We start from the raw sequence: 25,867 nt of genomic DNA on the forward strand, positions 1-25,867 counted from the left end.
TTGGCAAGCATTGAGCGCCATGTCGGGCGGCGATCGGATGTCTAACATACGGATGACGTGACGTCATGGCATGCTGGTCTGGCCAGAAAAATCTCGCGAAGTTACACCTTGCACGAATTTTTGAAGCTGAATCAGCAATATTTGATGAATATCGGCGAATATAAGTCAGTATGCGAATTGACTTACTTGCAATGCAGCGCCATTAAGATAAGCGACGCGAATCGCGGGGCCTTTCCTGCATGAAATTCGCGCGATGCCCGATCCCGCAAAAAAGGGCACAGTTTTAGAAACAACTCTCGTTGGGGCCTTAGCACTATGGAAATCGTCGAAACACCTTCGAAAAACGGTGATGCGCTGATCGAGCTGACCGCCGATGTCGTCGCCGCCTATGTCAGCAACAACCCGGTGCCGGTTGGGGAACTGCCGAACCTTATCGCCGACGTCCACGCCGCGTTGGGCCGTGTCGGTGGCTCGCCGGAGCAGCCGTCGGCCGAGAAGCAGAAGCCGGCCGTCAACCCGAAGCGCTCCGTCCATGACGACTACATCGTCTGTCTCGAGGACGGGAAGAAGTTCAAGTCGCTGAAGCGGCACCTGATGACCCACTACAATCTCACGCCGGAAGAATACCGTGAGAAGTGGGGCCTGGACGCCAACTACCCGATGGTGGCCCCCAATTATGCGGCCGCCCGTTCGCAGCTCGCCAAGAAGATGGGTTTGGGCCGCAAGCGCAAGGGTCGCTGATAGGTCTCGGTTCCTCAAGCAGTTCGACGGCGCCCTTGCGGCGCCGTTTTGCTTCCGGAGCAATTCCAGGAAAAGTGCATAGCGGTTAGGCTCGGCGACTTCGCCGTAGCCATTCCATCCGGAATTGCGTCAGAACAAAGAGATGTCGGCCCGGATCAGGCCGTCTGCTTCAGCGCCGCTTCCGCGTCGCGCTTGATGCGCTTGACCATCGAGCGCAGGCCATTGGCGCGCTGCGGCGACAGATGTTCGTCGAGGCCGAGCTCCTTCAGCGTCGCTTCGGCGTCGGTGCTCCGGATTTCACTTGCCTGCCGGCCTGAAAACAGTGCCAGCATGATGGCGACGAGGCCGCGCACGATATGGGCGTCGGAATCGCCCTGGAAGCTGATCACCGGGTCGGCGCCCGCTCCCTGCTCGGTGGTGAGCCACACCTGGCTCACGCAGCCAGGCACCTTGTTCGTTGCCGTGCGCTCCTCCTCAGGGAAAGGCGGCAGGCCTTCGCCGAGCTCGATCACATAGCGATAACGGTCCTCCCACTCGTCGAGCAGGGAAAAGTCGTCGCGGATCGTCTGGATCGGGGTGGTCATTGCCCTGCATATAGTGGCCCGGCACTGCCGCGTCACGGAAAAAGAAAGACGCCGCGGGCGTCGAGAGGTCGGACGGGCCCGCGGCGTTAGAGCGATTGTCAAACGGTTTTCCGTCCGGAATTGCGCCAAAAGAGACAGAGCGAACGGCTGAACGAGATCTCAGTTCTTCGCCGTCAACGCCACCGGGATGTTGACCTTGGCGGGCAGCACGATGTCCTCGGCGACGCTGCCGGTGGTCGTGACGGAGCCATCCGCGACCTTCGTCTCGGGCGCGCCTGCCTGCCCGGACTGCTGGTCGTCGATCATGGCCGCGGCGATCTTGGCCGTTTCCTTGGCGCGAACGGTAATGGTGTACATGGCCGATTTGCCGGTCTCGCAGACATCGGGCTTGCGCTCGCACAGCCCGGCAATGTCGCCGACCGCCTCGCGTGCCGCAAACAGCGCCTGGATCGGCCCGACGCTCTGCTGGCCGTCTTCACCCGGGCCAACGCCGAGCGGCAGCGCGAGCAGCACCAGCGAAAACCAGAAAGCCATCCTGATCAGAAAGCCCATCTTACTTGCCTCTCATCCGGGATGGATGATGCATCCATCCGTGACGGATCATGCATCCATAGGCATGACCTCTTTTATGGGCACGATAGTGGCACGGTCACGCAAAGGACGGCTTGCATCGAAGCCGCGAATTTTCCGCAAATTTTAGGCAAATTCGAAAGGATTGATTTTGACATCGACTTGCCTCGAATCTCATCGGTCGCATTAACTTTATGATAACCATATATCATATTGTTATTAAACGACTTTATCTTCTATGGTGGTTAGCCGGATCAAGTTTCGGCCCGTTTTGGCACAGGCCTCGCGGCTAACCCGCCGTTTACCATGGCGCCAACTCGGCGTGCTTTGCGGCGCCGGCATCACAATATTTGCCTTGGGCGGGTCGCCGGCTCCGTCAGCCTTATCCATTCCTTAAACGCTGGATGCGAGTTTCAAGCCAATTGATTGAGTCACCTGCCAGGCAGGGCGTTTTTTGCGACCGGGTACGCGTGCGTTGAGTTCTATTTCAGCCAGATACGTTCAATTGCCTGGCGCGGTTGCCGCTGGCTGCGAACGCATGGTTCACCCGACAGTGACGGGTGAGGCAGAGCGCCTGCGCCAGCGCCGCTTCATCGGCGTCATGCTTGCGGCTCCCTTCCTCGCTGCCGGTGCTGCGGTCACGCTGGTCACGTCGAGCCACGGCGCGGCTGTCACCATAGCCGCGATCTTCGCTGCTTTCGGCCTGTGCTGGTTCTCTGCGCTTCTGGTGGCGGCCACCGGCCACATGGCGCTCGCCGGCCGCATGGCGGTCGTGTTGGGCGGCCTTGCCCTTGCCGGCGCTATTGCCGCGGCGGGCGGCTTGGCCTCGCCGGTCGCGCTGCTTGCCGTCGCATTGCCGGTTGAAACCTGGTGGGTCTCCGGGGCGCGGCGCGCCGCGTTGTCGAGCGCCCTGGCGGCGCTTGCCGCTATCGTGCTCCAGCCCTTTGCCGGCCATGTCCTGCCGCTTGGCGAAATCGCCGCCTGGCATTGGCTGCTGCCGCTCGCCTGGGTGCTGACGCTGCTGCCGCGTGCCGCCGCCTTCGCCAATCCGGCCAGCTTGCAGCTGGCGGAACCCGCCGCCGATCGTCTCGAGGACGTCATCGACGCCGTCGTGCTGCGCGTCGGGCGGCAGGGCGAAGTGCTCGACGCGTCCGCGAAGGCGCGCTCGATCCTGAAATTGGCGCCCGAGCTCCTGCTCGGCACCGGCATGTTCGACCGCGTCCATCTTTCCGACCGCGTCGCCTATCTCACCGCCTTGGCCGATATGCGCGAGGGTGCGCCGAAGCGCCGGCTTGAGCTGCGCATCCGCTTGCCGCGCGAAGGTTCGGGCGCGGCCGACAATTTCCGTCCGTTCAGCCTCGAACTGATGCGCGGCGAAGCCGACTGCGACGTATTCACCGTGGTCCTGCGCGAGAACGACGGCGTCGCTGCGCTGCGCGAGGAGCTTGCGGGCGCCAGGGAGGCGGCTGCAGCCGCCGAAGTGGCCAAGGGCCGCTTCCTGGCGGTGGTCAGCCATGAGCTGCGCACGCCGCTCAACGCCATCATCGGCTTTTCCGACATGCTGCTGCATGAGATGTTCGGCGCCTTCAAGGATCCGCGCCAGAAGGAATATGTCGGCCTGGTCAGGGAGTCGGGCCAGCATCTTCTGTCCGTCGTCACATCGATCCTCGATGTCTCGCGCATCGAGGCGGGCGCCTACGCGACCGAGCTGGAGCCGTTCCGCTTCGTCGAGGCCGTCGACATGTGCCGCTCGATGATGCGGCCGCTGGCCGACGCCAAGGGCATAATTCTTGCCACGCAGATCGCGCCGGATACCGGCGAGATCAATGCCGACCGCCGCGCGGTGCAGCAGATCCTGATCAATCTCGCTTCGAACGCCGTGAAGTTCACGCCCGATGGCGGCTCAGTGGTGATCGGCGCCAAGCGCGTCGGCTCGCGCCTGCATTTCTGGGTGAGCGACACCGGCATCGGCATCGCCGAGGAGGACATGGCCAATCTCGGCAAGCCGTTCATGCAGATCCAGAATGATTACACGCGCCGTTTCGAGGGAACCGGGCTCGGCCTGTCGCTGGTCAAGGGCCTGGTGGCGCTGCACGAGGGCACGATGTCGATCGAGAGCGCGCCGGGTGAGGGCACCACGGTGACGATCGGCCTGCCGGTGAACGGGCCGAAGCGGCGTTCCGGTGCGCCTTCCGGTGTGCTGGCCATGCCGGCGGCGAAGCCGAAGGGGGATGCAGATGGGGAGAGGAATGGCTCGCTCCGCAAAACGGCCTAAGGTGGTCGAACCCGAGCGCGGCGTCTTTGCCGAGGGCGCGGCTGCCGTCGGTCAACTGATCGCAAGCAATCCGGTTCTGGTCGGCGGTTCGACCGCCTTCCTGGTGACGCTGTTCTACGTCTCGGCCAATGCGCTCTGGTATCAGCCTTTTCCGCATACCAGCGCCTTCTTCGCCACCCGGAGCATCGAGAATTTCCCGCATACCGTCTCCAACGAACCGGAAACGACCATCAACATCGTGCGCCAGGCACCGACCCAGCCGGCCGTCAAGCCGGATCCGGTTGTCCAGCAGGTGCAGGGCATTTTGAAGGATCTCAACTTCTATGACGGCACGGTCGACGGCTTGACGGGCCCGGCCACCCGCAAGGCCATCCAGGCCTATCAGCTGAAAGTGGGGCTGCCGGGATCGGGAGAGATCGACGGAGCACTGCTCGATCAGCTTGGTGCGCGCCAGACGACGGCGGCCATTCCCCATCCGATGCCACGGCCAGCCGATGTCGCCGCCAACGCTTCCGCCGCCAAACCGCCGGTGATCCCGGTCTCCGCCCCGGCAGATGGCGCCACGCAGTCTCCCGACGCCCGCATCGTCAAGATCCAGGCCGGCCTCAAGGCCTTCGGCAATAATGACATGCAGCTCGACGGCAAGGTCGGCGCCCGCACCAAATCCGCGATCAAGGAATTCCAGGCGCTGTTCGGCCTGCCCGAGACCGGCGAGCCGGACGAGGCGGTCTACGTCAAGATGCGCGAGATCGGCCTGACGAACTGAAGCATTCGCAAATACTGGTTATTGTTGTGCTATACGTTCGGCCTTCAGATTACGCAAAAAGGCGCTCGACGAACCTCCAGTTTTTTGACGTTATCCTCCCTCGCGAGCGTAGCTGAATCCCGCTAAACAGCCTTGTGCTACCCGGATACGTTTCATGCGCGTAACCACCGATCTCTGGGTTTCGGCCCTCGTGCGCCGCGTGTTCGGCGCCAGCGGTTTCGCGGCCGTGGTCAAGCGTGGCGCCACCGAGGCGGGCGCGGTTTTCGTTCTGTCGCGCGGCCGGATGGGGGAGGTGGCTCTCTACGGACCGGCGCCGCAGACGAGCTACGATTCGGCCAAGCCCGATGAGCGCTTCTTCACCTTGCTCGATACCGGTGAGGACGGCTCGGCGTTCGATGCGCGATTGGAACGGGAGAAGAAATTCGATCCCGACATCTGGGTGGTGGAGATCGAGGCCGGAACTGTTCCGGTCGAGGAGCTTCTTTCGGTGAAGACGGAGTAGACCGGCTTAGGACGCCTTGAGGCCGGCGGCCGCTTGATCGCCGTTCGAGGCTTCGAGGCGCTCGGCATTTGCCGTATCGGAAGCATTGCCGCGGATCGCCCGGGAAAGAGTCTCGGTCTTCCAGGCGCGTACCTTGTCGAGCGCCGCCTCGCGATGCAGCAGCCGGTAGCGGTCGAGGAACAGGCGGATCGCCTGCGGATGCGGAAACTCGCCGGGATAGACCGCGACCGCGATGAGAAAGGCCCTGTCTTCGCTGAGATCGAGGGCGCGCAGCGCCGCAAGCAATGCGGCATAGCTTGACTGCCCGGTTACCGATCGGGCAGTCGCGAAGTCGATCTCCAGCGCGTCGGCAAGGGCGGTCTGGAAGAAGGCCGCATTGCCGGTCAGCGCCGTCTCGCGCAGCTTCACATAGGCCGGCTGGCCGAGGAAGGTGTTGACGCCGGCACCGTCACCGGCAGGGCGCATCATCGAACGCAGCCGGCGCCGCGCATTCTCCGCCGCTTCGCCGGGCGCGGCACGGCCGGTGTCCGCCTTGGCCACGGGCTCTGGTTTCGGCGCAAGCCTGGTGACCGTCTCCGGGGGCCGCGTCTTGACCAGCGTCGGCCTTTCCAGCGCGCGGATCAGATCGGCGATCGTCGTGTTGAGCTCCTTGCGGCGCGCGATGGCGCGTGCGTGCGGCAGCCCGTGCCGGCCGATCAGCGCGATGAGGTCGATGTCCCTCAGCGCGTTTGAGCGTGTGAGCAGGGGTGCTGCGATCTCGACCGGTTCTTCGGCCAGCCGACGTACCAGCGCGGTCGGCGCATATTCGCACTCGGATAGGGCAGCGGCGACATAGCGGCGCGATTCGACCGAGACCTCGTCGAACAGCGGCAGGGTCAGATCCTCGAGCTGGGCGATCTCGCGGCGCGAGGGGCGCGTCAGCGAGCAGAAGGCCGACACGGCGGCGCGGAATAGCCTTTCGGCCTTTCCAGCTTCGGTCCGGATAGCGATTTGCCTGAAATCCGAAGATGACACGGAGGATACGCCCGACACTCGACACAATCCTGAACCGCGCAATCCAGCCGGGCTGGTTTCGCAACTCCAGGAAAAACAAACATCAAATTAGCCGCGATCCGTTAGCGCTACGTTAACCCTCTACGCCTCTTAATCAACTTTGGAGGCGTTGCGTTGTGCTCCGGGGAAACCGAGAGGAATGCGCGAACCATGGGCATGGTCCTGTCTTTTGTGCCGCGAGCGGCACCTGTAAATCGAGCAAGTCACGACACCACTACGGCGGCGGCGGTCATCATTTTCCCCGGCGTCCGCTACGAATTGCGTCCGCAGGCCAGTCAGGCTCAGCCCGGCAGTCCCGACAAGCCCGGCTCGCCGCCACCTTCCACGCCACATCACTGATAGACGTTGGCGCAATTCCGGACGGAAGGTTACGGCGAACTCGCCGAGCCCAACTGTTTCACGCTTTTCCCGGAATTGCTTGCGCTAGTACTCCTGCAATTCGCAGGCGCTCTGCTCCAGGAAGCGTGACACGATCGGCTTCCAGCTCTCGTCCGGCACGAAGGCGCGGACGACGAAAATGCCTTCCTCGATCGGCGCCTCGACAAAGATCGCGCCCTGCAGATCCTCCGGAAGGTCGCGCCGCACATCGATCATCTGCGCCGGCGTCAGCACCACCGCGTCGAGCTTTTCGCCATTGGCGTTGTGGTCGTTGAAGGAATAGATGTTGTGGCCGTTGCGGTCGTAGACCGAGGCCGACCAGAACGGCACGTCGCCGGGCGCCTTGATCCGCACCAGCCCGTCGGCGAGGTCGAAGCGGCAGGCGGCGGCATAAAACAGCGGGTCGACCGACTTCACCACCGGCGCGCCGCCGGCTTCGGCGTCTAGCCGCGTCATCCTGTAGAGGTCGGAGGCCATCGCCAGCCGCGACCAGGCATCGCGCTCGGAAAATTCCGGCACCAGCAACAGCACGACGATATGCACGATGCCGGCGCCGAGGATGCCGAGGATCAGGGCGTGCAGCAGGCTACGCATTGCAGCCCGCCTTCAGGATGCGCGGCAGCGTCACGTCGGAGAGGCCGGTGCTCGAGGCGATCGGCGTGTCGTAGAAGGTCAGCACGAAATACATCTTGCCGGAGCCGCCGGTGAGCAGCCAGTTGCCCGGGGCCGGGCGGTTGCCGACGGAGACGACGACGGAATTGTCCGGCTGGCGCAGCATTTCGTAGGACTGCAGCGCCGACCGCCTCGACTTGCCGGTCTCGATCACGCCAAGCGATTGGTCGGCGGCATAGAGCGTCCAGAAGCGGGCGGTCGGAAAACCGCCCGCGATCGTGTAGGCGCATTCGCGTTTCAGCGGCTGGCCGGCATCGTCGCGCTCGGCGACGAAGGCAAGCCCCTCGGCCTGGCCGAGCGCCAGCACGCCCTCGCGCGCCACGCGCGCCTTGGAGTAGGGGTCGGCGGCTAAGGTCCCGACTTCGGGGAAGGCGGTCCATTGGCCGATGCGGATCGCGCCGACGCCATCCTGCGCGTTGAGCGCGTACCAGACGCTGTAGCCGCCAAGCCCGATGGCTATGGCAAGCGAAAGCAGCGTCAGGATGGCGTTCTTGAGCATGAGAGCCGCAAACAGAGGAGGTTGCCCGGGATATCGCGGCGCGGGGTGCTGTGGCAAGCCGGCTTTGCGCCAGCGCGGTCCTAAAGCGCCGAAAGCGTCTCCGGCAAGGCGGGCGCATCGAGCACAGGCGCGGCCTGGAACGCGTTGGTCATTTCCCTCAACGTCTGGGTGGTGCGGCTGGAAAGCACCGGCGGGCGTTCGGCCTCGACCTGCGCCGCCGTGGCGTCGGCTTCTTTCTTCGCCGCCTCCTCCGCCTTGGCCGCGACCTCCGGATCGACCCATGGATGATCGATGCCGGGGATCGGCTTCAGGTCGATATTCTGGTGCGCATAGACCATCAGCCGCTGCCAGACCATTGCCGGCAGCGTGCCGCCGGTCATCTTGTTGGTCGCTGTAAAGTCGTCATTGCCGAGCCAGACGGCGGCCGTGTAGTTGCCGGTAAAGCCGACGAACCAGGCATCGCGGTAGGATTGCGTCGTGCCGGTCTTGCCGGCGACGACGATGTTGGGAAGCTGAGCGCGCCGGGCGGTGCCGATCACCGGCACCGCCGCCAGCATGGTGTTCATGTATTTCAGCGCCTTTTCCGACAGCACGCGGTGCGGCGGCGGCGCGTCCTTGGTCCAGTCATAGACGACCTCGCCGGTGCGGGTGACCAGCTGGGTGATACCATGGCGTGAGCCGACGAAACCGTTCTGGGCAAAGACGCTGTAGCCGGTCGCCTGGTCCATCACCGTCATGCCCGATGTGCCGAGCACCATGGTCTTGTGCGATTCCAGCGGCGATTCGACACCCATCGATTCGGCCATCGCCTTGATTGGACCGATGCCGAGATAGTCTTTCGCGAGCCGTACCGGCACTGTGTTGATCGACTTGGCGATCGCCGTGAGCAGCGTGACATTGCCGGCCGACCCGCCGCTGTAGTTGTGAGGCGACCAGCTGCCCCAGCTGACCGCGCCGCCGGAAACGACCGAATCCGGGGTGAAGCCGTGCTCCATCGCGGTGGCATAGACATAGGGCTTGAAGGATGAACCGGTCTGGCGCAGCGCCTTGGTGGCGCGGTTGAACTGGCTGGCGCCATAGTCGCGGCCGCCGACGATGGCACGCACCGCGCCGTTGGTCTCGATCACCACCACCGCGCCTTCGGTGACGTTGTACTCCTTGCCGAACTGGCGAAGGTGGAACTCGACCGACTCCTCGGCCGCCTTCTGGATGTTGGCGTCGAAGGTGGTGTGGGCCACCAGCGAGTGCTGGCCGGGCTTGGCGATCTTCTTGACCTCGTCGAAGGCCCAGTCGAGGAAGTAATCCGGGCTCTTCTGCTCGCCGCGGTCGACGACGTCGGCCGGATGCAGCCGCGCCTGCAGCACCTGGCCTTCGGTCATGAAGCCGGCGTCGACGAGGTTGGACAGCACCACATTGGCGCGCGCGCGCGCCGCGGGCAGGTTGATATGCGGGGCGTATTTGGTCGGCGCCTTGAACAGGCCGGCCAGCATCGCCGCTTCGGCCAGGCTCAGGTCCTTGACGCTCTTGCCGAAATAGAAATCCGCAGCCGCCTCGATGCCGAACGTGCCGCCGCCCATATAGGCGCGGTCGAGATAGAGCTGCAGGATCTCCTTCTTGGACAGGTTCGCTTCCAGCCACAGCGACAGGAAGGCTTCTTTGATCTTCCGCTCGAGGGTGCGCTCATTGGAAAGGAACAGGTTCTTGGCGAGCTGCTGCGTGATGCTGGAGCCGCCCTGGACCACCGAATTGGCGCGCACATTCTCGAAGACCGCGCGCGACAGGCCGAGGACGTCGATGCCGTAATGGTCGAAGAAACGCCGGTCCTCGGTCGCCAGCACCGCCTTGATGACGATGTCCGGCATCTCGTCGACCGGCACGGAATCGCGCTGGATGATGCCGCGCTGGCCGATCTCGTTGCCGTACCGGTCGAGGAAGGTGACGGCGAAGTCGCCCTGGTTGCGCCAGTCGCCGGTTGTGATGTCGAAGGCAGGCATGGCGAGCGCGAGCAGCACCACGACGCCGCCGGCGCCCATGGTGAAACCTTCGCTCAATACCTCGATGATGGCGCGGCGCCAGCCATGCACCCGGAAACGGCGGGAAAAGATGGTCGCCGCTTCCCAGAATTCGCGCGCCTTGAAACCGATCTCGTAGAGCGAGGAATCGAGCCACGCATCGAGGCCGAGCAGCGCCGAAGCGATCCGGCCTCTTCTCTTGCGTGGTTTCGAAGGACTTGCCATTCCGACTTCCGCCCCAACGCGCTTTCGCCTGAAAACAGCATGTGGGCAGTTTCAGGTGGCACCCTGTCAAACTATTCGACCATTTTATCACCGCTCACAAGGGCAGCGAAGCCACAGCACAAGCTTTGTTGAACGCTAAGGTTGATTGCACGTTGCGATATCACCGCGCCGCGATGAAGCGCATGAAATGCGCCACATCCGCCTCGCTCGGTTCCAGGCCGGTGAAGGAGCGCAGATAGGCGGCGAGATGGCTGACCCGCGCCTCGACCGGTTCCTTGAGGTCGAGCACGTAATAGCCGATCTGCATGTAATAGAGGACGCGGGCGCGGATGAAGGCGTCCTCGCCGTCATAGCCGTGCCGCCGGTACATGTCGCGGATGGCGAGAAGGCGCTCCTCGTCGGCCCGGTCGATGACGCGCCGCACGTCGGCCGAGCGCCGGGCCCATTCGCGGATGGCGAAATCGAGGCGCGGATCGAACAGGCGCTCGTCGGCCCAGCATTCGAACACGTTCATCACGCCCATGATGATGGTCTCGGCCGGCCGGCGCGCGCGCTCGACGATCGCCTTGGTGTTGGTGTCCTGCCAGTGCTTGAGCAACTGGTCGAGCAGATCCTGCCGGCTTTCGAAATACCAGTAGAAGCTCGAGCGCGACACGCCGAGCTTCTGTCCCAGCGTAAGCACCCGCACGCTCTCGATGCCGTCGGAAATCAGCGTCTGCAGCGCCAGGTTGATCCAGTCCGCGCGGGTCACCTTGAAATTGCCGGGCGCCGGCTCGTCCTGGCGATTGGTCATGATCATGACCGAACAAGTGGCACGACGTGGAGCGGTAAGCAAGCTCTGGACATAAGTGTCTAGACACATATGTCCAGACTATGTATCGTACGGCTTCCAACGAGAGGGAGAGGCTCGTGAAGTCGCATTATCGCGCGGTCGTCATCGGGGGAGGCGTGGTCGGCGCCTCGGTGCTCTATCACCTGACGCGTTTCGGCTGGAGCGACGTGGCGCTGATCGAGCGCGCCGAACTGACGGCCGGCTCGACCTGGCATGCGGCGGCCGGCTTCCATGCGCTCAACGCCGACCCCAATGTCGCGGCGCTGCAGGACTATACCATCCGGCTCTACCGCGAGATCGAGGCCGAGTCCGGCCAGAATGCCGGGCTGCACATGACCGGCGGCGTCAACATGGCGAGCGACCCGCAGCGCTGGGAATGGCTGAAATCGGCCTGGGCTGTGTTCCAGTCGGTCGGCATCGAGACGGCGCGGCTGGTCACTCCCGACGAGATCAGGGAAATCTGCCCGATCGCCGATGTCAGCGGTGTGCTCGGCGGGCTCTACGATTCCAACGAGGGCCATCTTGATCCCTACGGCACCACGCACGCTTATGCGGGCGCGGCGAGGAAACGCGGCGCCGATGTCATCCTGCGCAACCGTGTCGTCGAGTTGAGGCAGCGTGCCGACGGCGCCTGGGATGTCGTCACCGAGAAGGGCACCATAATTGCCGAGCACGTCGTCAATGCCGGCGGCCTCTGGGCCAAGCAGGTCGGGCTGATGGCCGGCGTCGACCTGCCGGTGACGCCGATGGAGCACCATTACTTCGTCACCGAGGATATTCCCGAGATCGCCGCGCTCGACAAGGAGATCGGCGTCGTCGTCGATCTGGACGGCTTTTCGTATCTCAGGCAGGAGCGCAAAGGCATCCTGCTCGGCGTCTACGAGCTGAACCCGAAACACTGGAACATGGACGGCGCGCCCTGGGATTACGGCATCGAATTGATCCCGGAGGATATCGACCGCATCAGCCCGGAGCTTGCCAAGGCCTATGAACGCTTCCCATGCCTGGCCACCGCCGGCATCCGCAAATGGGTCAACGGCGCCTTCACCTTCACGCCGGACGGCAATCCGCTGGTCGGCCCCGTCAGGGGGCTGCGCAATTACTGGGTCGCCTGCGGCGTCATGGCCGGCTTCAGCCAGGGCGGCGGCGTCGGCAAGTCGCTGGCCGAATGGATGATCCATGGCGAGCCGGAAGCCGATATCTTCGGTATGGACGTCGCCCGCTACGGCGGCTTTGCCGCCAACCGCGAATATCTCAGGCAAACCACACGCCAGTTCTACGCGCGCCGCTTCGTCATGACCTTCCCCAATGAGCGTCTACCGGCCGGCCGGCCCTTGAAGCGGCCCGGCGCCTATGACGGCATGACGGCCGCCGGCTGCGAATGGACGGCATCGTGGGGACTGGAAATCCCGGCCTATTTCGCGCCGATGGGCTTTCGCGAGGAAACGACGCTGAAGCGCTCCAACGCTTTCGACATCGTCGGCGACGAGGTGCTGCAGGTCCGCCGCGCCGCCGGCCTTGTCGATACCACGGCCTTCTCGCGCTACGTCGTGTCAGGCCCGGGAGCGGAGGCCTGGCTCGACCGGCTGCTCGCCTGCCGGCTGCCGAAGCCGGGGCGCGCCCGGCTTGCGCCGATGCTTGGGTCTGACGGCCGGCTGAAGGGCGATCTCACCGTGCTCAACTGGGGCGGCGAGTACTGGATCATGGGTTCCTACTATTTGCGCGAATTCCACATGCGCTGGTTCGAGGCGCATCTGACGCATGGCGTCGCCGTCACCGACATTTCCGATGCCGTATCCGGTTTCCTCGTCACCGGCCCGAATGCAAGGAAGATCGTCGAACGCACCACGCATCAGGACGTCTCGGCCAAAGCCTTTCCCTTCATGGCCTGCGCAGCGTTCGACATCGGCATGGTGCGCGCCCGGGTGGCACGGCTGTCCATCGCCGGCGAACTCGGCTTCGAGATCAACTGCCCGGCCACCCTGCATGCGACCCTGCGTGATACGCTGCTTGCCGCCGGCGAGGATCTCGGTCTTGCCGAGATCGGTTACTACGCGCTGAATTCGCTGCGGCTGGAAAAGAGTTTCGGCATCTGGTCGCGCGAATTCACCCAGGGCTACACGCCTGGCCAGACCGGGCTCGACCGCTTCATCGCTTTCGACAAGGGCGATTTCGTCGGCCGCCAAGCGGCGCTCGAAGAGCGCGAGGCCGGTGTCTCGCGGCGCATCGTGACTCTGGAAGTGGATGCCGTCGACGCCGATGCCAGCGGCTTCGAACCGGTCTGGCACGAGGGCCGGCGCGTCGGCTTCGTCACCTCCGGCGGCTATGGCTACACGCTCGGCAAGAGCGTCGCCCTGGCGTTGGTCGATGACGAATTCGCCGGGGAGGGGACACAACTTTCCGTACACATTGTCGGGGTCGAACGACCGGCGCGCGTCATCGCGGCCTCGCCCTACGACGCGCAAGGCAAGGCGATGCGGCAATGAGGAGGAACTGCCATGATTGACGAGGCCGCACGTGATCTCAGGCGCGAACGTCGGCGGGGTCGCACCGGCGAGGCAGGCAGCGAGTCTAGCCGGCACCCGAACTACCGGTCGCTGAAGAACCCCTTCCTGCCGCAGCCGATCTTTTCCGACGACCAGGTCGCGGCCATCCACAATACCGCGCTGCGTGTGCTGGAGGAGCTCGGCATCAAGGTGCTGCTGCCCGCGGCGCGTGCGATCTACGCCAAAGCGGGTGCGTTGGTCGACGAAGACAGCCAGATGGTGAAGATCGGCCGAGACATGGTCGAGGCCGCACTTGCCTCGGCGCCGCGCTCGATTCCCGCCCTTGGCGGTGACCGTTCCCGCGATCTCATGCTCGAACTCGGCACCATGACCTTCCTTGCCGGCTCCGGCGCCCCCAACGTCACCGACCTCGAGCGCGGCCGCCGGCCGGGAACGTTCGCCGCCTTCGAAGAGTTCATCAAGCTGATCCAGCATTTCGACGTGCTGCATATGCTTGGCCCCTGCGTCGAGCCGCAGGACATCGACAACCGCTTCCGCCACTATGCCGTCAACCGGGCACAGCTGACACTGTCGGACAAGTTCCCCTTCGTCTTCGCGCGCGGCACGCCGCAAGTCGAGGACGGTTTCGAGATGATCCGTCTGGCACGCGGCCTTTCGCAGGACCAGTTCCGCGCCGGCGCCTATTGCTACACCGTCATCAACACCAACTCGCCGCGCCAGCTCGATATTCCGATGGCGCAAGGCATCATCGACTTTGCCAAGGCCGGCCAGGTTCTGGTCATCACGCCCTTCTGCCTGGCCGGCGCGATGGCGCCGATCACGGTCGCCGGCGCGTTGACCCTGCAGCATGCCGAGGCGCTGGCCGGCCTGACGCTCGCCCAGATCGTGCGGCCCGGCGCGCCGGTGGTCTATGGCTCCTTCTCGTCCAATGTCGACATGAAGTCGGGCGCTCCGGCCTTCGGCACGCCGGAACACATCAAGGCGACGCTTGGAGCGGGTCAACTGGCCCGCTACACCGGTCTGCCCTGGCGCTCCGGCGGCGGCAGCGCCGCCAACATTTCCGACGCGCAGGCAGCCCACGAGACGCAGTTCGCGCTATGGGGCTCGGTGCTTGCGGGCGCCACTGTCTGCATCCACTCCGCCGGCTGGCTGGAAGGCGGCCTGAGCGTCTCGCTGGAAAAGCTGATCACCGACATCGAGGCGCTGCAGACCGTCGCCGAGCTTTGCCAGCAAACGCCCGGCGATGCGGACGCTATCGGCTTCGAGGCCATCGCCGAAGTGCAGCCGGGCGGCCACTTCTTCTCGGCCGCCCACACCATGGCGCGCTACCGCACCGCCTTCTACGAGCCGCTGGTGGCCGACTGGTCGAATTTCGGCAATTGGACGCAGTCCGGCGGCAAGACGGCGACGGAGCGTGCTACCGGCATCTGGAAGCGGATTCTCGCCGATTTCCAGCCGCCGCCTGCTGCTGCCGCCACCGCGGGCGTGCTCGACGAGTTCATCGCGCGGCGCACCGAGCAAGGCGGCGCGGCGCCGGTCTCATAATTTGACGAAAACGTAATAAATTCGAGACCTTCGCCATTCACGTTATAGTTAAGACGATTCGTGATCTGGCATCGGATCGCGAGCGCGGCTACGTTGCCGGGCAGCGGTGCGGAGACATGTGTTGGCGATGGACGGTAGATGACGGCGCCTGGCGATTTGATGCAGGCCTTGTTCCTGAGGCTGAAGACCGATGCGTCGCTGTCGGCGCTGCTCGGCGGCGTCGGCCTGCTCGAGCAGGCGAACGACAAAGCCGCCTTTCCGAACGTCACCTACGGCCGTACCAGCGCTTTCGACCTCGAGACCGGCGCCGACGACGACAGCGACCAGCTGGTCACCTTGCACGTCTGGTCGAAGGCTCAAGGCGAGGCCGAGACACGCCTCATCATGGACAGCATCACGGCGCGCCTCGATGGCGCGGCGTTCTCCATCGGATCGCGCGGCCAGACTCGCCTGTCGCTGGAATTCGCCGAAGCACGCTATGATGAGGACCTCGCGGTCCATCACGGCCTGCTGCGCTTTCGCGCGCTGACACAGGAAGCCGCCTGAGACTGACGCCTAAAGCTGCGCCTGGATGGCGGCTTTGTCGATGACCGACCAGACCTCGCTTATGCGGCCGTCGCGGAACTCGTAGAAAACGTTCTCGGCGAAAGAGACCCGCTTGCCGTTGACCGGCAAGCCGAACAGCACGCCCTTGGGCCGGCAGTCGAAATGCAGGCGCGCCGCCACGCGCGGCGGCCCCGAGATCAGAAGCTCGATGTTGAAGCGCAGGTCGGGAATGGCCTCGAAATCGCCTTCCAGCATGCGCCGATAGCCCGAAAGCCCGATCGTCTCGCCATTATACTGCACCTCCTCGCCGACGAAGCGGCTGAGATTGTCCCAGTCCTGGTCGTTCAGGCAGGCGACGTAGCCCCGGTAGAGATCGGCAATATCTTCGCGCGTCATCGCATGCTCCTATGGTCAGCGGGCCGATCTGCACTAGCTAGTGCAGGGCGCAGAAACCGCATCCAAAAAGCGTAGCGGATCGACTGATTTTCCGGCTATGAATTCGAAGTCGGGCTTGAGGGAGCCACGGCATCGACACTCGCGCAGTGGGTATGCCGGACATGGATTTTCGGTTGTTCACCGTTCATTTCACGTTCAGCCCGTATGCGTTAGAACCGTGATCATGAAAAACCTTGGCACCCATCTCCGCAAAGCAGTGCTGGCGCTTGCCGCAGCCGGCCTCTTTGCGTCGCAGGCTATCGCCCTGCCGGTCATCGAGCCGTCGGTCGATCAGCCGGTCGTGCTCGCCGCCGGTGATTGCTATGCGATCGGCCAGCAGGTCGCCGCGCAGAATGGCGGCACGCTGGCCAAGGCGTCGCAGTCGACGCGGGGCGGCCAGCAGGTCTGCGTCATCGTCGTGCTCGTCCCGGGCAAGGACGGCCAGCGTCCGCGCCGCTCGGAAATCGTTGTCCCGATGGGCTGAGCCTCTCGTTTCCCAGGCCGGCGGAATCGGCCTATACCTCTCTCTCAACAGGCTTCGAACCATGCGCGTGCTCGTCGTCGAGGATGACAAGGATCTCAACCGGCAGTTGGCCGATGCGCTGGTCGATGCCGGCTATGTCGTCGACCGCGCCTATGACGGCGAGGAGGGGCACTTCCTCGGCGACACCGAACCTTACGATGCCGTCGTCCTCGATATCGGCCTGCCGCAGATGGACGGGATCAGCGTGGTCGAGCGCTGGCGCCGCGGCGCCCGTAAGATGCCGGTGCTGATCCTGACCGCGCGCGACCGCTGGAGCGACAAGGTGGCCGGCATCGACGCCGGCGCCGATGACTATGTGACCAAACCCTTCCACATCGAGGAAGTGCTGGCGAGGGTGCGGGCGCTGATCCGCCGCGCGGCGGGCCATGCATCGTCGGAACTCACCTGCGGGCGGCTGCGCCTCGACACCAAGGCGTCCAAGGCCGATGTCAACGGCGTGCCGCTCAAGCTCACCTCGCACGAGTTCCGTTTGCTCGCCTATCTGATGCACCATATGGGCGAGGTGGTGTCGCGCACCGAGCTGGTCGAGCATCTCTACGACCAGGATTTCGACCGCGATTCCAACACCATTGAGGTGTTTGTCGGCCGGCTTCGCAAGAAGATGGGCATCGACATGATCGAAACCGTGCGTGGCATGGGCTATCGCATGCGTGAGCCGGAGGCGTAACGCGGAACCGGTGAAGTCAACCATGAGAACGCGGCTTTCGAGGCTGCGGCTCTGGCCGCGCTCGCTGACCTTTCGCGTCATCGGCTTTTCGACCATCTGGGCGATCCTGACGCTGGTCGTCATCTTCACCCTCATCACTACGCTTTACCGCCAGGCCAGCGAACGCGGCTTCGACAGCCTGCTTTCGGCGCATCTGTTCAACCTGATCGGTTCCGTCGGCATTTCCGACAATGGCGCGCTCACCGGCTCGCCCGACCTCGGCGACCTGCGCTTTTCCCAGCCGAATTCCGGTTGGTATTGGTCCGCGGAACCGGCCTCGGAGGGCGTCCACGGCGAAATCCATTCCTCCTCGATGACGACCTCGGTCCTCTCGCCAAGTGTCGCCGAGGTTCCTTTCAATGCGAACTTCCAGCGCAGCTATTCGACCAATGGCATCAAGGGCGAGCAGCTCGAGGTCTTCGAGAGCGAGTTCGTGCTCGATGCCAAGAACCGCGCCGCCCGTTTCCGCGTCATGGGCAACCACAGCGAGCTCGAGCAGGAGATCGCGAGCTTCCAGCGCCGCCTGCTCACTTATCTCTCGCTGTTCGGCGCCGGCATGATCGCCATCAACGCCATCGCCATCCTGCTCGGCCTGCAGCCCTTGCGCCGGGTCCGCAATGCGCTCGCCATGGTGCGCGAAGGCACGGCGCAACGCCTCGACGGCAGCTTCCCGGCCGAGATCGAACCGCTGGCCAACGAGACCAATGCGCTGATCGAGAACAACCGGCGCATCGTCGAACGCTCGCGCACCCAGGTCGGCAACCTTGCCCATTCGCTGAAGACGCCGCTCGCCGTGCTGATCAATGAGGGCCGCGCGCTTGGCGGCGCCAAGGGCCAGTTGATCGCCGACCAGGCCGCCTCGATGCAGAAGCAGGTCGATCATTATCTGCAGCGCGCGCGCGTCGCCGCGCAGCGCGACAGCGTCGTCTTCCGCACCCCGGTTTCGCCGCTGGTCGAACGCATGGTGCGCGTGCTGCGGAAACTCAACCCGCAAACTGGGCTGATGCTGTCGCTGCCGCCGGCCGAGATCGTTTTTGCCGGCGAGCGCGAGGACCTGGAGGAATTGCTCGGCAATCTGCTCGACAATGCGATGAAATGGGCAAAGAGCGCCGTCGCCGTTTCGGTCGCGCTCTCGCCGGGAATGAGCAACCTGTTCGAAATCGTTATAGAGGACGATGGCCCCGGTATTCCCGAGGACAGCGCGCGGGAAGTGTTGAAGCGTGGCAAAAGACTCGACGAGACCAAGCCCGGAACAGGGCTCGGGCTGGCCATTGTCGCCGACCTCGTCAACGAGTATGGAGGCTCGTTGGCGCTGGAACGGTCCGGCATGGGCGGCCTGAGGGCGGTGGTGAGATTGCGGAGCCTTCACTGATGTTTTTTATCGATTTGCGTGCAGCAGCTGACGGCCAAATTTCCGACAAATATCAATACTATGGGCTCAATATCCTCCCCGATCGCGCGGCCCCCAATCCATCTCACTCAATAAGTGCATTTCGCTCAAGAAGCTCATCCCGCTCAAGAGAACCGGTTGTTGGCATGAAGATCCGCGTCGCGCTCGTTTCCGCCCTGCTCGCCGTTTCCGGCTGCACGACGCTGGGCAGGAGCGGGCCAGGCTCTCCGGTCACGCCCGTTTCCACGCCGCCTACCGGCGGCAAGGTGTCGACCGGCATCGTCTCGGCCATGAATGGCGGGCTTATCGGCGGATCGATCGGCTCGGGCCTGAGCGATGCCGAAAAGCGCAAGGGGCTGGAGGCAGAGTACAAGGCGCTGGAATACAACACCAGCGGCCAGAAGGTGACGTGGAAGAGCGACAACGCCTCCCATTATGGCGAGGTCGTCGCCGCCCAGCCTTACCGTGTCGGCTCGCAGGATTGCCGCCAGTACACCCACACCGTCTACACCAGCGGCGCGGGTGTCACCGCGCGCGGCACCGCCTGCCGCAATGCCGACGGCAGCTGGACGCCGCTGACTTAGAAAAGGACCCGGACCAGCCATATTATTCGGTTAGATTGACGTCGATCAAAGTCAGGCGGCCGATCTGCCGTCAAAGCGTCGCAGCACGCTTGTGTTGGCAGGGCGGGGCTCTGCCTTTATTGGAAGAGCCATGCTGTTCTGGGTCATAGCCGCAATCCTCACGCTGGGCGCCAGCCTGGCGGTGCTGTTGCCGCTTACCGGCGGCATGAAGGGCGCGTCGCCGGCCGGCGATCACGATCTCGAAGTCTATCGCGACCAGCTTTCCGAGCTCGACCGCGACGTGGCGCGCGGCCTCATCCAGCCGGGGGAGGCCGAAGAGGCGCGTGCCGAGATCGGCCGCCGCATCCTGCGTCTCGGTGCCGCCGTTCAGTCGGGCTCCGCCAACGCATCGACCTCGCGCAGCGCCAGACTGGTCGCCAGCGTGGCCGTGCTTGCCGTTCCCCTGCTGAGCTGGGGGCTTTACGACATGCTCGGCTCTCCCGACCTGCCTTCGCAGCCGCTGGCCGAACGTCTCGCCAAGAACCCGGCCGATTCCTCGGTCGACGAGCTGGTCGCGCGCGCCGAGGCGCATCTTGCCGCCAATCCGTCGGACGGCAAGGGTTGGGACGTACTGGCGCCGATCTATCTTCGCCTGCAGCGCTTCCCGGACGCGGTGACCGCCTATCGCAACGCCATTCGCCTCGACGGCGACAGCGCGGTGCGCCAGTCGGGCCTCGGCGAGGCGATCGCCAGCGCCGCCGGCGGCATCGTTTCGGCCGACGCCCAAAGCGCCTTCGAGGCGGCCCTGAAGCTCGATCCGGCCAACGCCAAGGCGAATTTCTACCTGGCGGTCGGCCTTGCGCAGGAAGGCAGGAAGGCCGAGGCTGTTGCCGCCTGGCAAAAGATGCTCGGCCAGCTCGCGCCGGATTCGCCATGGCGCAATGCCGTCCAGCAGGCGCTTGGCGAGGCGGGCGCGCCGGCGATCGCTGCGGGCACGTCGGCAAACGGGCCGGATGCGCAACAGGTGGAAGCCGCGCAGCAGATGTCGCCGCAGGACCGGCAGGCGATGATCGAGACCATGGTCGCCGGGCTCGACGACAAATTGAAGCAGAACCCTCGCGACGAGGAAGGATGGATGCGTCTCATTCGTTCCTATGTCGTGCTCGGCAAGGCCGATCAGGCGCGCGACGCGCTCGGCCGTGCTGTCGCCGCCTTTGGGGCGGACAGCGAACAAGCCAAGAAATTCACCGCCTTCGCCGCCTCGCTCGGCGTGACGGCGACGGAGTAAGGCGATGACGCGCAAGCAGAAGCGACTATCGGTGATCCTGGCGGGGCTGGCGTTCCTCGGCGCCGCTGCCGGCCTCACCTTCTATGCGCTCGGCCAGAAGGCCTCCTATTTCTACATGCCGGCCGATCTCGCCGCCGCAAGCGTGCCGCCCGGTCAGCGGATCCGGCTCGGCGGTCTCGTCGAGAAGGGCACCATCGTGCGCGGGCAGGGCGCCACTGTCGCCTTCTCGGTCACCGACACGCAGAAGTCGGTCAAGGTCACCTATACCGGCATCCTGCCCGATCTGTTCCGCGAGGAGCAGGGCGTCATCACCGAGGGCGCCTTCGGCCCCGACGGCGTCTTCGTCGCCGACAGCGTTTTGGCCAAGCATGACGAGCGTTACATGCCCAAGGAAGTCGCCGACGGGCTGAAGGCCAAGGGTGTCTGGCAGGAAAGCACCAATTGATGGTTGAGATCGGACATTTCGCCCTCGTCCTGGCCTTCGCGCTGTCGCTGGTGCAGATGCTGGTGCCGCTGGTCGGCGCCCGCACCGGAAACGAGCGGCTGATGGCGGTCGGCGGTCCGGTCACGGTCACCGGCTTCGCGCTGACCGCCCTGTCCTTTGCCGCTTTGGCGAGCGCCTATGCCGGCTCGGACTTCTCGGTGGCAAGCGTGTGGGAGAACTCGCACTCCCTGCAGCCGATGATCTACAAGATCACCGGCACCTGGGGAAACCACGAAGGCTCGATGCTGCTCTGGGTGTTGATCCTGACCTTCTTCGGCGCGCTCGTCGCCGTCTTAGGCAACAACTTGCCGGCGACGCTCAAGGCCAATGTGCTGGCCGTACAAGGCATGATCGGCGCCGCCTTCTTCCTGTTCATCCTGGCGACGTCCAACCCCTTCATCCGCCTCAATCCGGCGCCGATCGAGGGGCGCGACCTCAACCCGGTCCTGCAGGACCTCGGCCTCGCCATCCATCCGCCGCTGCTCTATCTCGGCTATGTCGGCTTTTCGATCTGCTTCTCCTTCTCGGTCGCGGCGCTGATCGAAGGCCGCATCGACGCCTCCTGGGCGCGCTGGGTGCGGCCGTGGACGCTGGTCGCCTGGATGTTTTTGACCGGCGGCATCGCCATGGGCTCCTACTGGGCCTATTACGAGCTCGGCTGGGGCGGCTTCTGGTTCTGGGATCCGGTCGAGAACGCCTCCTTCATGCCCTGGCTCGCCGGCACCGCGCTCCTCCATTCGGCCATCGTCATGGAAAAGCGCTCGGCGTTGAAGATCTGGACGCTGCTGCTGGCCATCCTCACTTTCTCGCTGTCGCTGCTCGGCACCTTCCTGGTGCGTTCCGGCGTGCTGACCTCCGTGCATGCCTTCGCCACCGATCCGGCGCGCGGCGTCTTCATCCTGTGCATCCTGACGCTGTTCATTGGTGGCTCGCTGGCGCTGTTTGCGCTGCGTGCGTCACGGCTGACGGCGGGCGGCCTGTTCCACCCGATCTCGCGCGAAGGCGCGGTGGTGCTGAACAACCTTTTCCTCACCACCGCCACCGCAACGGTGCTGGTCGGCACGCTCTATCCGCTGGCGCTGGAGGCGCTGACCGGCGGCAAGATCTCGGTCGGCGCGCCTTTCTTCGACCTGACCTTCGGCCCGCTTATGCTGCCGCTGCTCGCCATCGTGCCGTTCGGCCCGCTGCTCGCCTGGAAGCGCGGCGACGTCATTGCCGCCTCGCAGCGGCTGATGGCGGCCTTCGCGCTGGCGCTCGGCGCGATGCTGGTCACCGGCCTGTTCGTCAACGGCGCCTCGGTGTTTGCAGCACTTGGCGTCGGCCTTGCCGTCTGGCTGGTCGCCGGTGCGCTGACCGATCTTGCCGTCAAATCCGGCGTCGGTTCCGTGGCGCCGGCCGTCATGCTGCGCCGCTTCGCCGGCCTGCCGCGCTCGGTCTTCGGCACGGCCTTGGCCCATCTCGGCCTTGGTCTGACCTTGCTCGGCATCGTCGGCACGCTTTGCTTCGGCACCGAAAAAATCCTCTCGATGCGCCCTGGCGAGACGGTGGAGCTTTCCGGCCACACGCTGCGCTTCGAGGGACTCCTTCCGCAGAAAGGCCCGAACTTCACCGAGGATCGAGGCCGCTTCCTGCTGATCTCAGATGGCAACGCGGCTGGCGAAATCACCTCGGCAAAACGCTTCTATCCGGTGCGGCAGACGGTCACGACCGAGTCCGGCATCAGGACGCTTGGCTTGAGCCAGCTTTATCTGTCGCTCGGCGACGAGAACAAGGACGGCTCCGTCGTCGTGCGCCTGTGGTGGAAGCCGCTGGTGACGCTGATCTGGGGCGGCGGCCTGGTGATGATGGCGGGCGCGGCCATGTCGCTGCTCGACCGCCGCCTGCGCGTCGGGGCGCCGGCAAAGCGGCGCAAGCCGGCGGTAGCGTTGGCGAGCCCGACATGAGGGCAGGATTTTCACTCGCCTCGCTGGTTCTGCTGCTGGTTCTGGTCTTTGCCGGCGCGGCACAGGCGGTGAAGCCCGACGAAGTGTTGCAGGACCCGGCATTGGAGGCGAGGGCGCGTGTGCTCTCGGAAGGCCTGCGCTGCATGGTCTGCCAGAACCAGTCGATCGACGAATCCGACGCCGACCTTGCCCGCGACCTGCGCATCCTCGTGCGCCAGCGCCTCGCCGCCGGCGACACCGACCAGCAGGTGATGGATTATATCGTCTCGCGCTACGGCGAGTTCGTGCTGCTCAAGCCGCGCTTCAGTCTGCGCAACGCGCTTCTGTGGGGCACGCCAGTGCTCCTGCTTCTGGCCGGCGGCCTGTTCATTATCATCAGCGCCCGCTCGCGCCGCCCGGCATCGGAGAGCACTCTGAGCGCCGAGGAGCAGGCCGTGCTGGATAAGATGCTGCGTGACTGACACAGGTCTCGGACCTCGGAGGTTATCGAAGCGCTTGTGCCGTCGTCATCCCAGGGCGAAGCAGGAGCGAAGCTCCGTTGCGGAGACCCTGGGATGACGACGTCGCGGGTGCTTCCGCTAAGCCTTCGAGCGCGGCATACCTCACATCTTGCCTGTTGGCTCGGCCTCCACGGCCTCGATCACCGCGTCAATTTCCGTCATTGCCGCTTCGTGAGTTACCAAACGGCCTGCCTTTGCATCGGATATTCCGCGCTTGATGCCTTGGATCATCTTGGTCTCCCTATCGACTGAGACTCGAATTCGGTTGGTATGGCCTGTGTTCATTTTGAAACCTCGTGATCCCATCATCGTCGTCGATTGCCAACATTACAAAACTTTCATGTACCGGAAATGGCGCCGTAATGTGCGGCTCTCTAATCCTCTTGCCCGAGGATGCTTCGCCTGAGCGCATCCGCTTCGATAGAGGATAAGAAACCCCATGAATAATGCCCCCAATTCATTTTCTTCCAGCACCCGAAAGCGCCTGATGGCGGCGGCAGCGTCCCTTGCCGTTATTGGTGCTGTGGGCGCGGGCGCGCTTGCCACCGGCACCGCGCCGGTCCTCGCTGATGCCGTGCGCGTCGAAGCCCCGCAGGTGCCGAGCTTCGCCGATGTCGTCGAGCATGTCTCGCCGGCGGTGGTCAGCGTCAAGGTCAAGGCCAAGATCCAGCCGACGGCCGACGACGGGTCCGGCGACCAGGATGGCTTCGACAACATGCCCGACAATCCGCAACTGCGCCAATTCTTCAAGCAGTTCCGCGGCTTTGGCGATCAGGGTCAGGGCGGCCAGTTCGGCCAGCGCCACTTCAACCACCGCGACCATGGCAATGGCCAGCCGCGTCCGGTGGCGCAGGGCTCGGGCTTCTTCATCTCCGAGGACGGCTACTTGGTCACCAACAACCACGTGGTCTCGGAAGGCTCGGATTTCAGCGTCGTCACCAATGACGGCAAGGAGCTCGACGCCAAGCTGATCGGCACCGATCCGCGCACCGATCTCGCCGTGCTGAAGGTCGATGGCGGCGGCAGCAAGTTCACCTATGTCGACTTCGCCGACGATTCAAAAGTCCGCATCGGCGACTGGGTGGTTGCCGTCGGCAATCCGTTCGGTCTCGGCGGCACCGTCACCGCCGGCATTGTCTCGGCCCGTGGCCGTGACATCGGCGCCGGCCCCTATGACGACTTCCTGCAGATCGACGCTTCGGTCAACCGCGGCAATTCGGGTGGCCCGACCTTCAATCTCAACGGCCAGGTGATCGGCATCAACACCGCCATCTTCTCGCCGTCGGGCGGCAGCGTCGGCATTGCCTTCGACATCCCGGCCTCGACCGCCAAGCAGGTCGTCCAGGACCTGATGAAGAGCGGTTCGGTCCAGCGCGGCTGGCTCGGGGTCGAGATCCAGCCGGTCACCTCCGACATCGCCGAGTCGCTCGGCCTGAAGTCGGACAAGGGCGCGCTGGTCTCAAGCGCCCAGGATGCCGGCCCGGGCAAGAAGGCGGGCATCGTCGCCGGTGACGTCATCTCCCAGGTCGACGGCAAGGATGTCGCCTCGCCGAAGGAGCTCGCCCGCATGATCGGCGCATTCGCGCCGGGCAAATCGGTCGATCTCACCGTCTGGCGCAACGGCAAGGGCGAGACGGTCAAGGTCGATCTCGGCACGCTGCCGGCAAGCGACAAACAGGCCTCGAACGACGACAACCACAAGCAGTCGGCGCCCGCCGCCAAGGCCGACACGCTTGCCACTCTCGGCCTCACCGTCACCAAGGCGGAAAACGGCAAGGGCCTCGTGGTCACCGATGTCGATCCCGACAGCGACGCGGCCGACCGCGGCATCCAGCCCGGCGACGTCATCACCTCGATCAACTCGAACGATGTGAACACCACGGACGACGTGTCACGGGCGATGACGGATGCCGCCAAGGCCGGCCGCAAGGCCGTGCTGATGCAGATCACCCGCGACGACTCGAACCGCTTCGTGGCGCTCCCGGTCGGCAAAGGCTGACATCGCGCGCATGACCCCGAAAGGGATCATGCGCCGCTAAAAACTTTCAGCTTTTCCCTGCGGCGGTATCAACACCCCGAGCCGCCGCCGGGAAAGCATGGGCCGAGCACGTAAGTCAGTCACCGTGTTTCGCTCCTGGCGGCAGCGGGTTTCCCATCATCCGCTGCCGCTTTATCGCATGTCGCCCAAAAGTGGGCACCGGTTTTGGGATCACGACATGCGGAACGAAATGCATGTCGCCCAAAAGTGGGCACCGGTTTTGGGATCACGACATGCGGAACGAAATGCATGTCGCCCAAAAGTGGGCA

The 25,867-nt window shown here is 64.5% G+C and carries 25 protein-coding genes; 16 read left to right on the plus strand and 9 right to left on the minus strand.

Annotated elements, in window-relative coordinates; genetic code table 11:
- The first annotated feature begins 315 nt into the window (after window positions 1-315).
- Window positions 316-741: a Ros/MucR family transcriptional regulator gene (locus ACWGS9_RS25360; RefSeq protein WP_027164827.1), complete on the plus strand. Its 426-nt coding sequence runs from the start codon at window positions 316-318 to the stop codon at window positions 739-741.
- A gap of 155 nt (window positions 742-896) precedes the next feature.
- Here ACWGS9_RS25360 and ACWGS9_RS25365 read toward each other — a convergent pair whose 3' ends face one another.
- Window positions 897-1,325, minus strand: coding sequence for a SufE family protein (locus ACWGS9_RS25365; RefSeq protein ID WP_454507826.1), 429 nt, complete (start codon window positions 1,323-1,325; stop codon window positions 897-899).
- Between the two features lie 159 nt (window positions 1,326-1,484).
- The gene (locus tag ACWGS9_RS25370; protein WP_454507827.1) at window positions 1,485-1,877 is read right to left on the minus strand and encodes a DUF5330 domain-containing protein; all 393 of its coding nucleotides are present in this window, start codon (window positions 1,875-1,877) and stop codon (window positions 1,485-1,487) included.
- A gap of 556 nt (window positions 1,878-2,433) precedes the next feature.
- On the opposite strand from ACWGS9_RS25370, the gene ACWGS9_RS25375 reads away from it, so the two are divergent.
- The 3 genes from ACWGS9_RS25375 (at window position 2,434) to ACWGS9_RS25385 (ending at window position 5,438) form a co-directional block, all read left to right on the plus strand.
- Window positions 2,434-4,170 (plus strand): sensor histidine kinase, encoded by a 1,737-nt coding sequence (locus ACWGS9_RS25375; RefSeq protein ID WP_454507828.1) that lies wholly within the window; start codon window positions 2,434-2,436, stop codon window positions 4,168-4,170.
- Entirely contained in the window at window positions 4,145-4,936 is a 792-nt protein-coding gene (locus ACWGS9_RS25380; RefSeq protein WP_454507829.1) for a peptidoglycan-binding domain-containing protein, read from the plus strand. Before ACWGS9_RS25375 ends, ACWGS9_RS25380 begins: the two co-directional genes overlap by 26 nt.
- 154 nt (window positions 4,937-5,090) lie before the next feature.
- Window positions 5,091-5,438: a DUF1491 family protein gene (locus tag ACWGS9_RS25385; protein ID WP_454507830.1), complete on the plus strand. Its 348-nt coding sequence runs from the start codon at window positions 5,091-5,093 to the stop codon at window positions 5,436-5,438.
- A 6-nt stretch (window positions 5,439-5,444) separates the two neighbouring features.
- Here ACWGS9_RS25385 and ACWGS9_RS25390 read toward each other — a convergent pair whose 3' ends face one another.
- The 5 genes from ACWGS9_RS25390 to ACWGS9_RS25410 form a co-directional block, all read right to left on the minus strand.
- Window positions 5,445-6,452, minus strand: a complete 1,008-nt coding sequence (locus ACWGS9_RS25390; protein ID WP_454507855.1) for a hypothetical protein — start codon at window positions 6,450-6,452, stop codon at window positions 5,445-5,447.
- 462 nt (window positions 6,453-6,914) lie between these two features.
- Window positions 6,915-7,463 carry a DUF1254 domain-containing protein gene (locus ACWGS9_RS25395; protein WP_454507831.1) on the minus strand — a complete coding sequence of 183 codons (549 nt, stop codon included), beginning with the start codon at window positions 7,461-7,463 and terminating at the stop codon, window positions 6,915-6,917.
- Window positions 7,456-8,040 carry a DUF1214 domain-containing protein gene (locus ACWGS9_RS25400; protein WP_454507832.1) on the minus strand — a complete coding sequence of 195 codons (585 nt, stop codon included), beginning with the start codon at window positions 8,038-8,040 and terminating at the stop codon, window positions 7,456-7,458. Before ACWGS9_RS25400 ends, ACWGS9_RS25395 begins: the two co-directional genes overlap by 8 nt.
- An 80-nt stretch (window positions 8,041-8,120) precedes the next feature.
- Window positions 8,121-10,277: a transglycosylase domain-containing protein gene (locus ACWGS9_RS25405; RefSeq protein WP_454507833.1), complete on the minus strand. Its 2,157-nt coding sequence runs from the start codon at window positions 10,275-10,277 to the stop codon at window positions 8,121-8,123.
- Window positions 10,278-10,437: 160 nt separating this feature from the next.
- Window positions 10,438-11,076: a TetR/AcrR family transcriptional regulator gene (locus ACWGS9_RS25410; RefSeq protein ID WP_454507834.1), complete on the minus strand. Its 639-nt coding sequence runs from the start codon at window positions 11,074-11,076 to the stop codon at window positions 10,438-10,440.
- Between the two features lie 110 nt (window positions 11,077-11,186).
- Between ACWGS9_RS25410 and ACWGS9_RS25415 the strand changes: the two genes are divergently transcribed.
- The 3 genes from ACWGS9_RS25415 (at window position 11,187) to ACWGS9_RS25425 (ending at window position 15,707) form a co-directional block, all read left to right on the plus strand.
- A complete protein-coding gene (locus ACWGS9_RS25415) occupies window positions 11,187-13,595 on the plus strand; it encodes a GcvT family protein (protein ID WP_454507835.1) in 2,409 nt (802 codons plus the stop codon).
- Between the two features lie 12 nt (window positions 13,596-13,607).
- Entirely contained in the window at window positions 13,608-15,161 is a 1,554-nt protein-coding gene (locus ACWGS9_RS25420) for a trimethylamine methyltransferase family protein (RefSeq protein WP_454507836.1), read from the plus strand.
- Window positions 15,162-15,299: 138 nt separating this feature from the next.
- Complete coding sequence (locus ACWGS9_RS25425) at window positions 15,300-15,707, plus strand: DUF3168 domain-containing protein (protein ID WP_320307614.1); 408 nt, start codon at window positions 15,300-15,302, stop codon at window positions 15,705-15,707.
- Between the two features lie 9 nt (window positions 15,708-15,716).
- On the opposite strand, the gene ACWGS9_RS25430 is transcribed toward ACWGS9_RS25425, so the two are convergent.
- On the minus strand, window positions 15,717-16,103 hold the full coding sequence (locus ACWGS9_RS25430; RefSeq protein ID WP_454507837.1) for an ester cyclase: 387 nt from the start codon (window positions 16,101-16,103) through the stop codon (window positions 15,717-15,719).
- 223 nt (window positions 16,104-16,326) lie between these two features.
- Between ACWGS9_RS25430 and ACWGS9_RS25435 the strand changes: the two genes are divergently transcribed.
- From ACWGS9_RS25435 to ACWGS9_RS25470, 8 genes are all read left to right on the plus strand, one after another.
- Window positions 16,327-16,626 (plus strand): hypothetical protein, encoded by a 300-nt coding sequence (locus ACWGS9_RS25435; RefSeq protein WP_454507838.1) that lies wholly within the window; start codon window positions 16,327-16,329, stop codon window positions 16,624-16,626.
- A 61-nt stretch (window positions 16,627-16,687) separates the two neighbouring features.
- Window positions 16,688-17,353: a response regulator transcription factor gene (locus tag ACWGS9_RS25440; protein WP_454507839.1), complete on the plus strand. Its 666-nt coding sequence runs from the start codon at window positions 16,688-16,690 to the stop codon at window positions 17,351-17,353.
- Between the two features lie 22 nt (window positions 17,354-17,375).
- Window positions 17,376-18,764 (plus strand): ATP-binding protein, encoded by a 1,389-nt coding sequence (locus tag ACWGS9_RS25445; protein ID WP_454507840.1) that lies wholly within the window; start codon window positions 17,376-17,378, stop codon window positions 18,762-18,764.
- 164 nt (window positions 18,765-18,928) lie between these two features.
- On the plus strand, window positions 18,929-19,366 hold the full coding sequence (locus ACWGS9_RS25450; RefSeq protein WP_454507841.1) for a hypothetical protein: 438 nt from the start codon (window positions 18,929-18,931) through the stop codon (window positions 19,364-19,366).
- Window positions 19,367-19,496: 130 nt separating this feature from the next.
- Window positions 19,497-20,633, plus strand: a complete 1,137-nt coding sequence (gene ccmI, locus ACWGS9_RS25455) for a c-type cytochrome biogenesis protein CcmI (RefSeq protein WP_454507842.1) — start codon at window positions 19,497-19,499, stop codon at window positions 20,631-20,633.
- Between the two features lie 4 nt (window positions 20,634-20,637).
- On the plus strand, window positions 20,638-21,078 hold the full coding sequence (gene ccmE, locus ACWGS9_RS25460; protein ID WP_454507843.1) for a cytochrome c maturation protein CcmE: 441 nt from the start codon (window positions 20,638-20,640) through the stop codon (window positions 21,076-21,078).
- Entirely contained in the window at window positions 21,078-23,060 is a 1,983-nt protein-coding gene (locus ACWGS9_RS25465) for a heme lyase CcmF/NrfE family subunit (RefSeq protein ID WP_454507844.1), read from the plus strand. The genes ccmE and ACWGS9_RS25465 overlap by 1 nt, the downstream gene beginning before the upstream one ends.
- Window positions 23,057-23,521, plus strand: coding sequence for a cytochrome c-type biogenesis protein (locus ACWGS9_RS25470; RefSeq protein WP_454507845.1), 465 nt, complete (start codon window positions 23,057-23,059; stop codon window positions 23,519-23,521). Before ACWGS9_RS25465 ends, ACWGS9_RS25470 begins: the two co-directional genes overlap by 4 nt.
- 141 nt (window positions 23,522-23,662) lie before the next feature.
- On the opposite strand, the gene ACWGS9_RS25475 is transcribed toward ACWGS9_RS25470, so the two are convergent.
- Window positions 23,663-23,791 carry a hypothetical protein gene (locus ACWGS9_RS25475; protein ID WP_454507846.1) on the minus strand — a complete coding sequence of 43 codons (129 nt, stop codon included), beginning with the start codon at window positions 23,789-23,791 and terminating at the stop codon, window positions 23,663-23,665.
- 208 nt (window positions 23,792-23,999) lie between these two features.
- Between ACWGS9_RS25475 and ACWGS9_RS25480 the strand changes: the two genes are divergently transcribed.
- Window positions 24,000-25,559: a Do family serine endopeptidase gene (locus ACWGS9_RS25480; protein WP_454507847.1), complete on the plus strand. Its 1,560-nt coding sequence runs from the start codon at window positions 24,000-24,002 to the stop codon at window positions 25,557-25,559.
- The last annotated feature ends 308 nt before the right edge of the window (window positions 25,560-25,867 follow it).

Source organism: Mesorhizobium sp. Arg314 (assembly GCF_053714275.1).

Excerpts from the sequence above, each read along its gene's own strand:
- ACWGS9_RS25360 (WP_027164827.1), top strand. The coding sequence starts at position 316 with ATGGAAATCGTCGAAACACCTTCGAAAAACGGTGATGCGCTGATCGAG.
- ACWGS9_RS25365 (WP_454507826.1), bottom strand. The coding sequence starts at position 1,325 with ATGACCACCCCGATCCAGACGATCCGCGACGACTTTTCCCTGCTCGAC.
- ACWGS9_RS25370 (WP_454507827.1), bottom strand. The coding sequence starts at position 1,877 with ATGGGCTTTCTGATCAGGATGGCTTTCTGGTTTTCGCTGGTGCTGCTC.
- ACWGS9_RS25375 (WP_454507828.1), top strand. The coding sequence starts at position 2,434 with ATGGTTCACCCGACAGTGACGGGTGAGGCAGAGCGCCTGCGCCAGCGC.
- ACWGS9_RS25380 (WP_454507829.1), top strand. The coding sequence starts at position 4,145 with ATGGCTCGCTCCGCAAAACGGCCTAAGGTGGTCGAACCCGAGCGCGGC.
- ACWGS9_RS25385 (WP_454507830.1), top strand. The coding sequence starts at position 5,091 with ATGCGCGTAACCACCGATCTCTGGGTTTCGGCCCTCGTGCGCCGCGTG.
- ACWGS9_RS25395 (WP_454507831.1), bottom strand. The coding sequence starts at position 7,463 with ATGCGTAGCCTGCTGCACGCCCTGATCCTCGGCATCCTCGGCGCCGGC.
- ACWGS9_RS25400 (WP_454507832.1), bottom strand. The coding sequence starts at position 8,040 with ATGCTCAAGAACGCCATCCTGACGCTGCTTTCGCTTGCCATAGCCATC.
- ACWGS9_RS25405 (WP_454507833.1), bottom strand. The coding sequence starts at position 10,277 with ATGGCAAGTCCTTCGAAACCACGCAAGAGAAGAGGCCGGATCGCTTCG.
- ACWGS9_RS25410 (WP_454507834.1), bottom strand. The coding sequence starts at position 11,076 with ATGATCATGACCAATCGCCAGGACGAGCCGGCGCCCGGCAATTTCAAG.
- ACWGS9_RS25420 (WP_454507836.1), top strand. The coding sequence starts at position 13,608 with ATGATTGACGAGGCCGCACGTGATCTCAGGCGCGAACGTCGGCGGGGT.
- ACWGS9_RS25425 (WP_320307614.1), top strand. The coding sequence starts at position 15,300 with ATGACGGCGCCTGGCGATTTGATGCAGGCCTTGTTCCTGAGGCTGAAG.
- ACWGS9_RS25430 (WP_454507837.1), bottom strand. The coding sequence starts at position 16,103 with ATGACGCGCGAAGATATTGCCGATCTCTACCGGGGCTACGTCGCCTGC.
- ACWGS9_RS25435 (WP_454507838.1), top strand. The coding sequence starts at position 16,327 with ATGAAAAACCTTGGCACCCATCTCCGCAAAGCAGTGCTGGCGCTTGCC.
- ACWGS9_RS25440 (WP_454507839.1), top strand. The coding sequence starts at position 16,688 with ATGCGCGTGCTCGTCGTCGAGGATGACAAGGATCTCAACCGGCAGTTG.
- ACWGS9_RS25445 (WP_454507840.1), top strand. The coding sequence starts at position 17,376 with ATGAGAACGCGGCTTTCGAGGCTGCGGCTCTGGCCGCGCTCGCTGACC.
- ACWGS9_RS25450 (WP_454507841.1), top strand. The coding sequence starts at position 18,929 with ATGAAGATCCGCGTCGCGCTCGTTTCCGCCCTGCTCGCCGTTTCCGGC.
- ccmI (WP_454507842.1), top strand. The coding sequence starts at position 19,497 with ATGCTGTTCTGGGTCATAGCCGCAATCCTCACGCTGGGCGCCAGCCTG.
- ccmE (WP_454507843.1), top strand. The coding sequence starts at position 20,638 with ATGACGCGCAAGCAGAAGCGACTATCGGTGATCCTGGCGGGGCTGGCG.
- ACWGS9_RS25465 (WP_454507844.1), top strand. The coding sequence starts at position 21,078 with ATGGTTGAGATCGGACATTTCGCCCTCGTCCTGGCCTTCGCGCTGTCG.
- ACWGS9_RS25470 (WP_454507845.1), top strand. The coding sequence starts at position 23,057 with ATGAGGGCAGGATTTTCACTCGCCTCGCTGGTTCTGCTGCTGGTTCTG.
- ACWGS9_RS25475 (WP_454507846.1), bottom strand. The coding sequence starts at position 23,791 with ATGATCCAAGGCATCAAGCGCGGAATATCCGATGCAAAGGCAGGCCGT.
- ACWGS9_RS25480 (WP_454507847.1), top strand. The coding sequence starts at position 24,000 with ATGAATAATGCCCCCAATTCATTTTCTTCCAGCACCCGAAAGCGCCTG.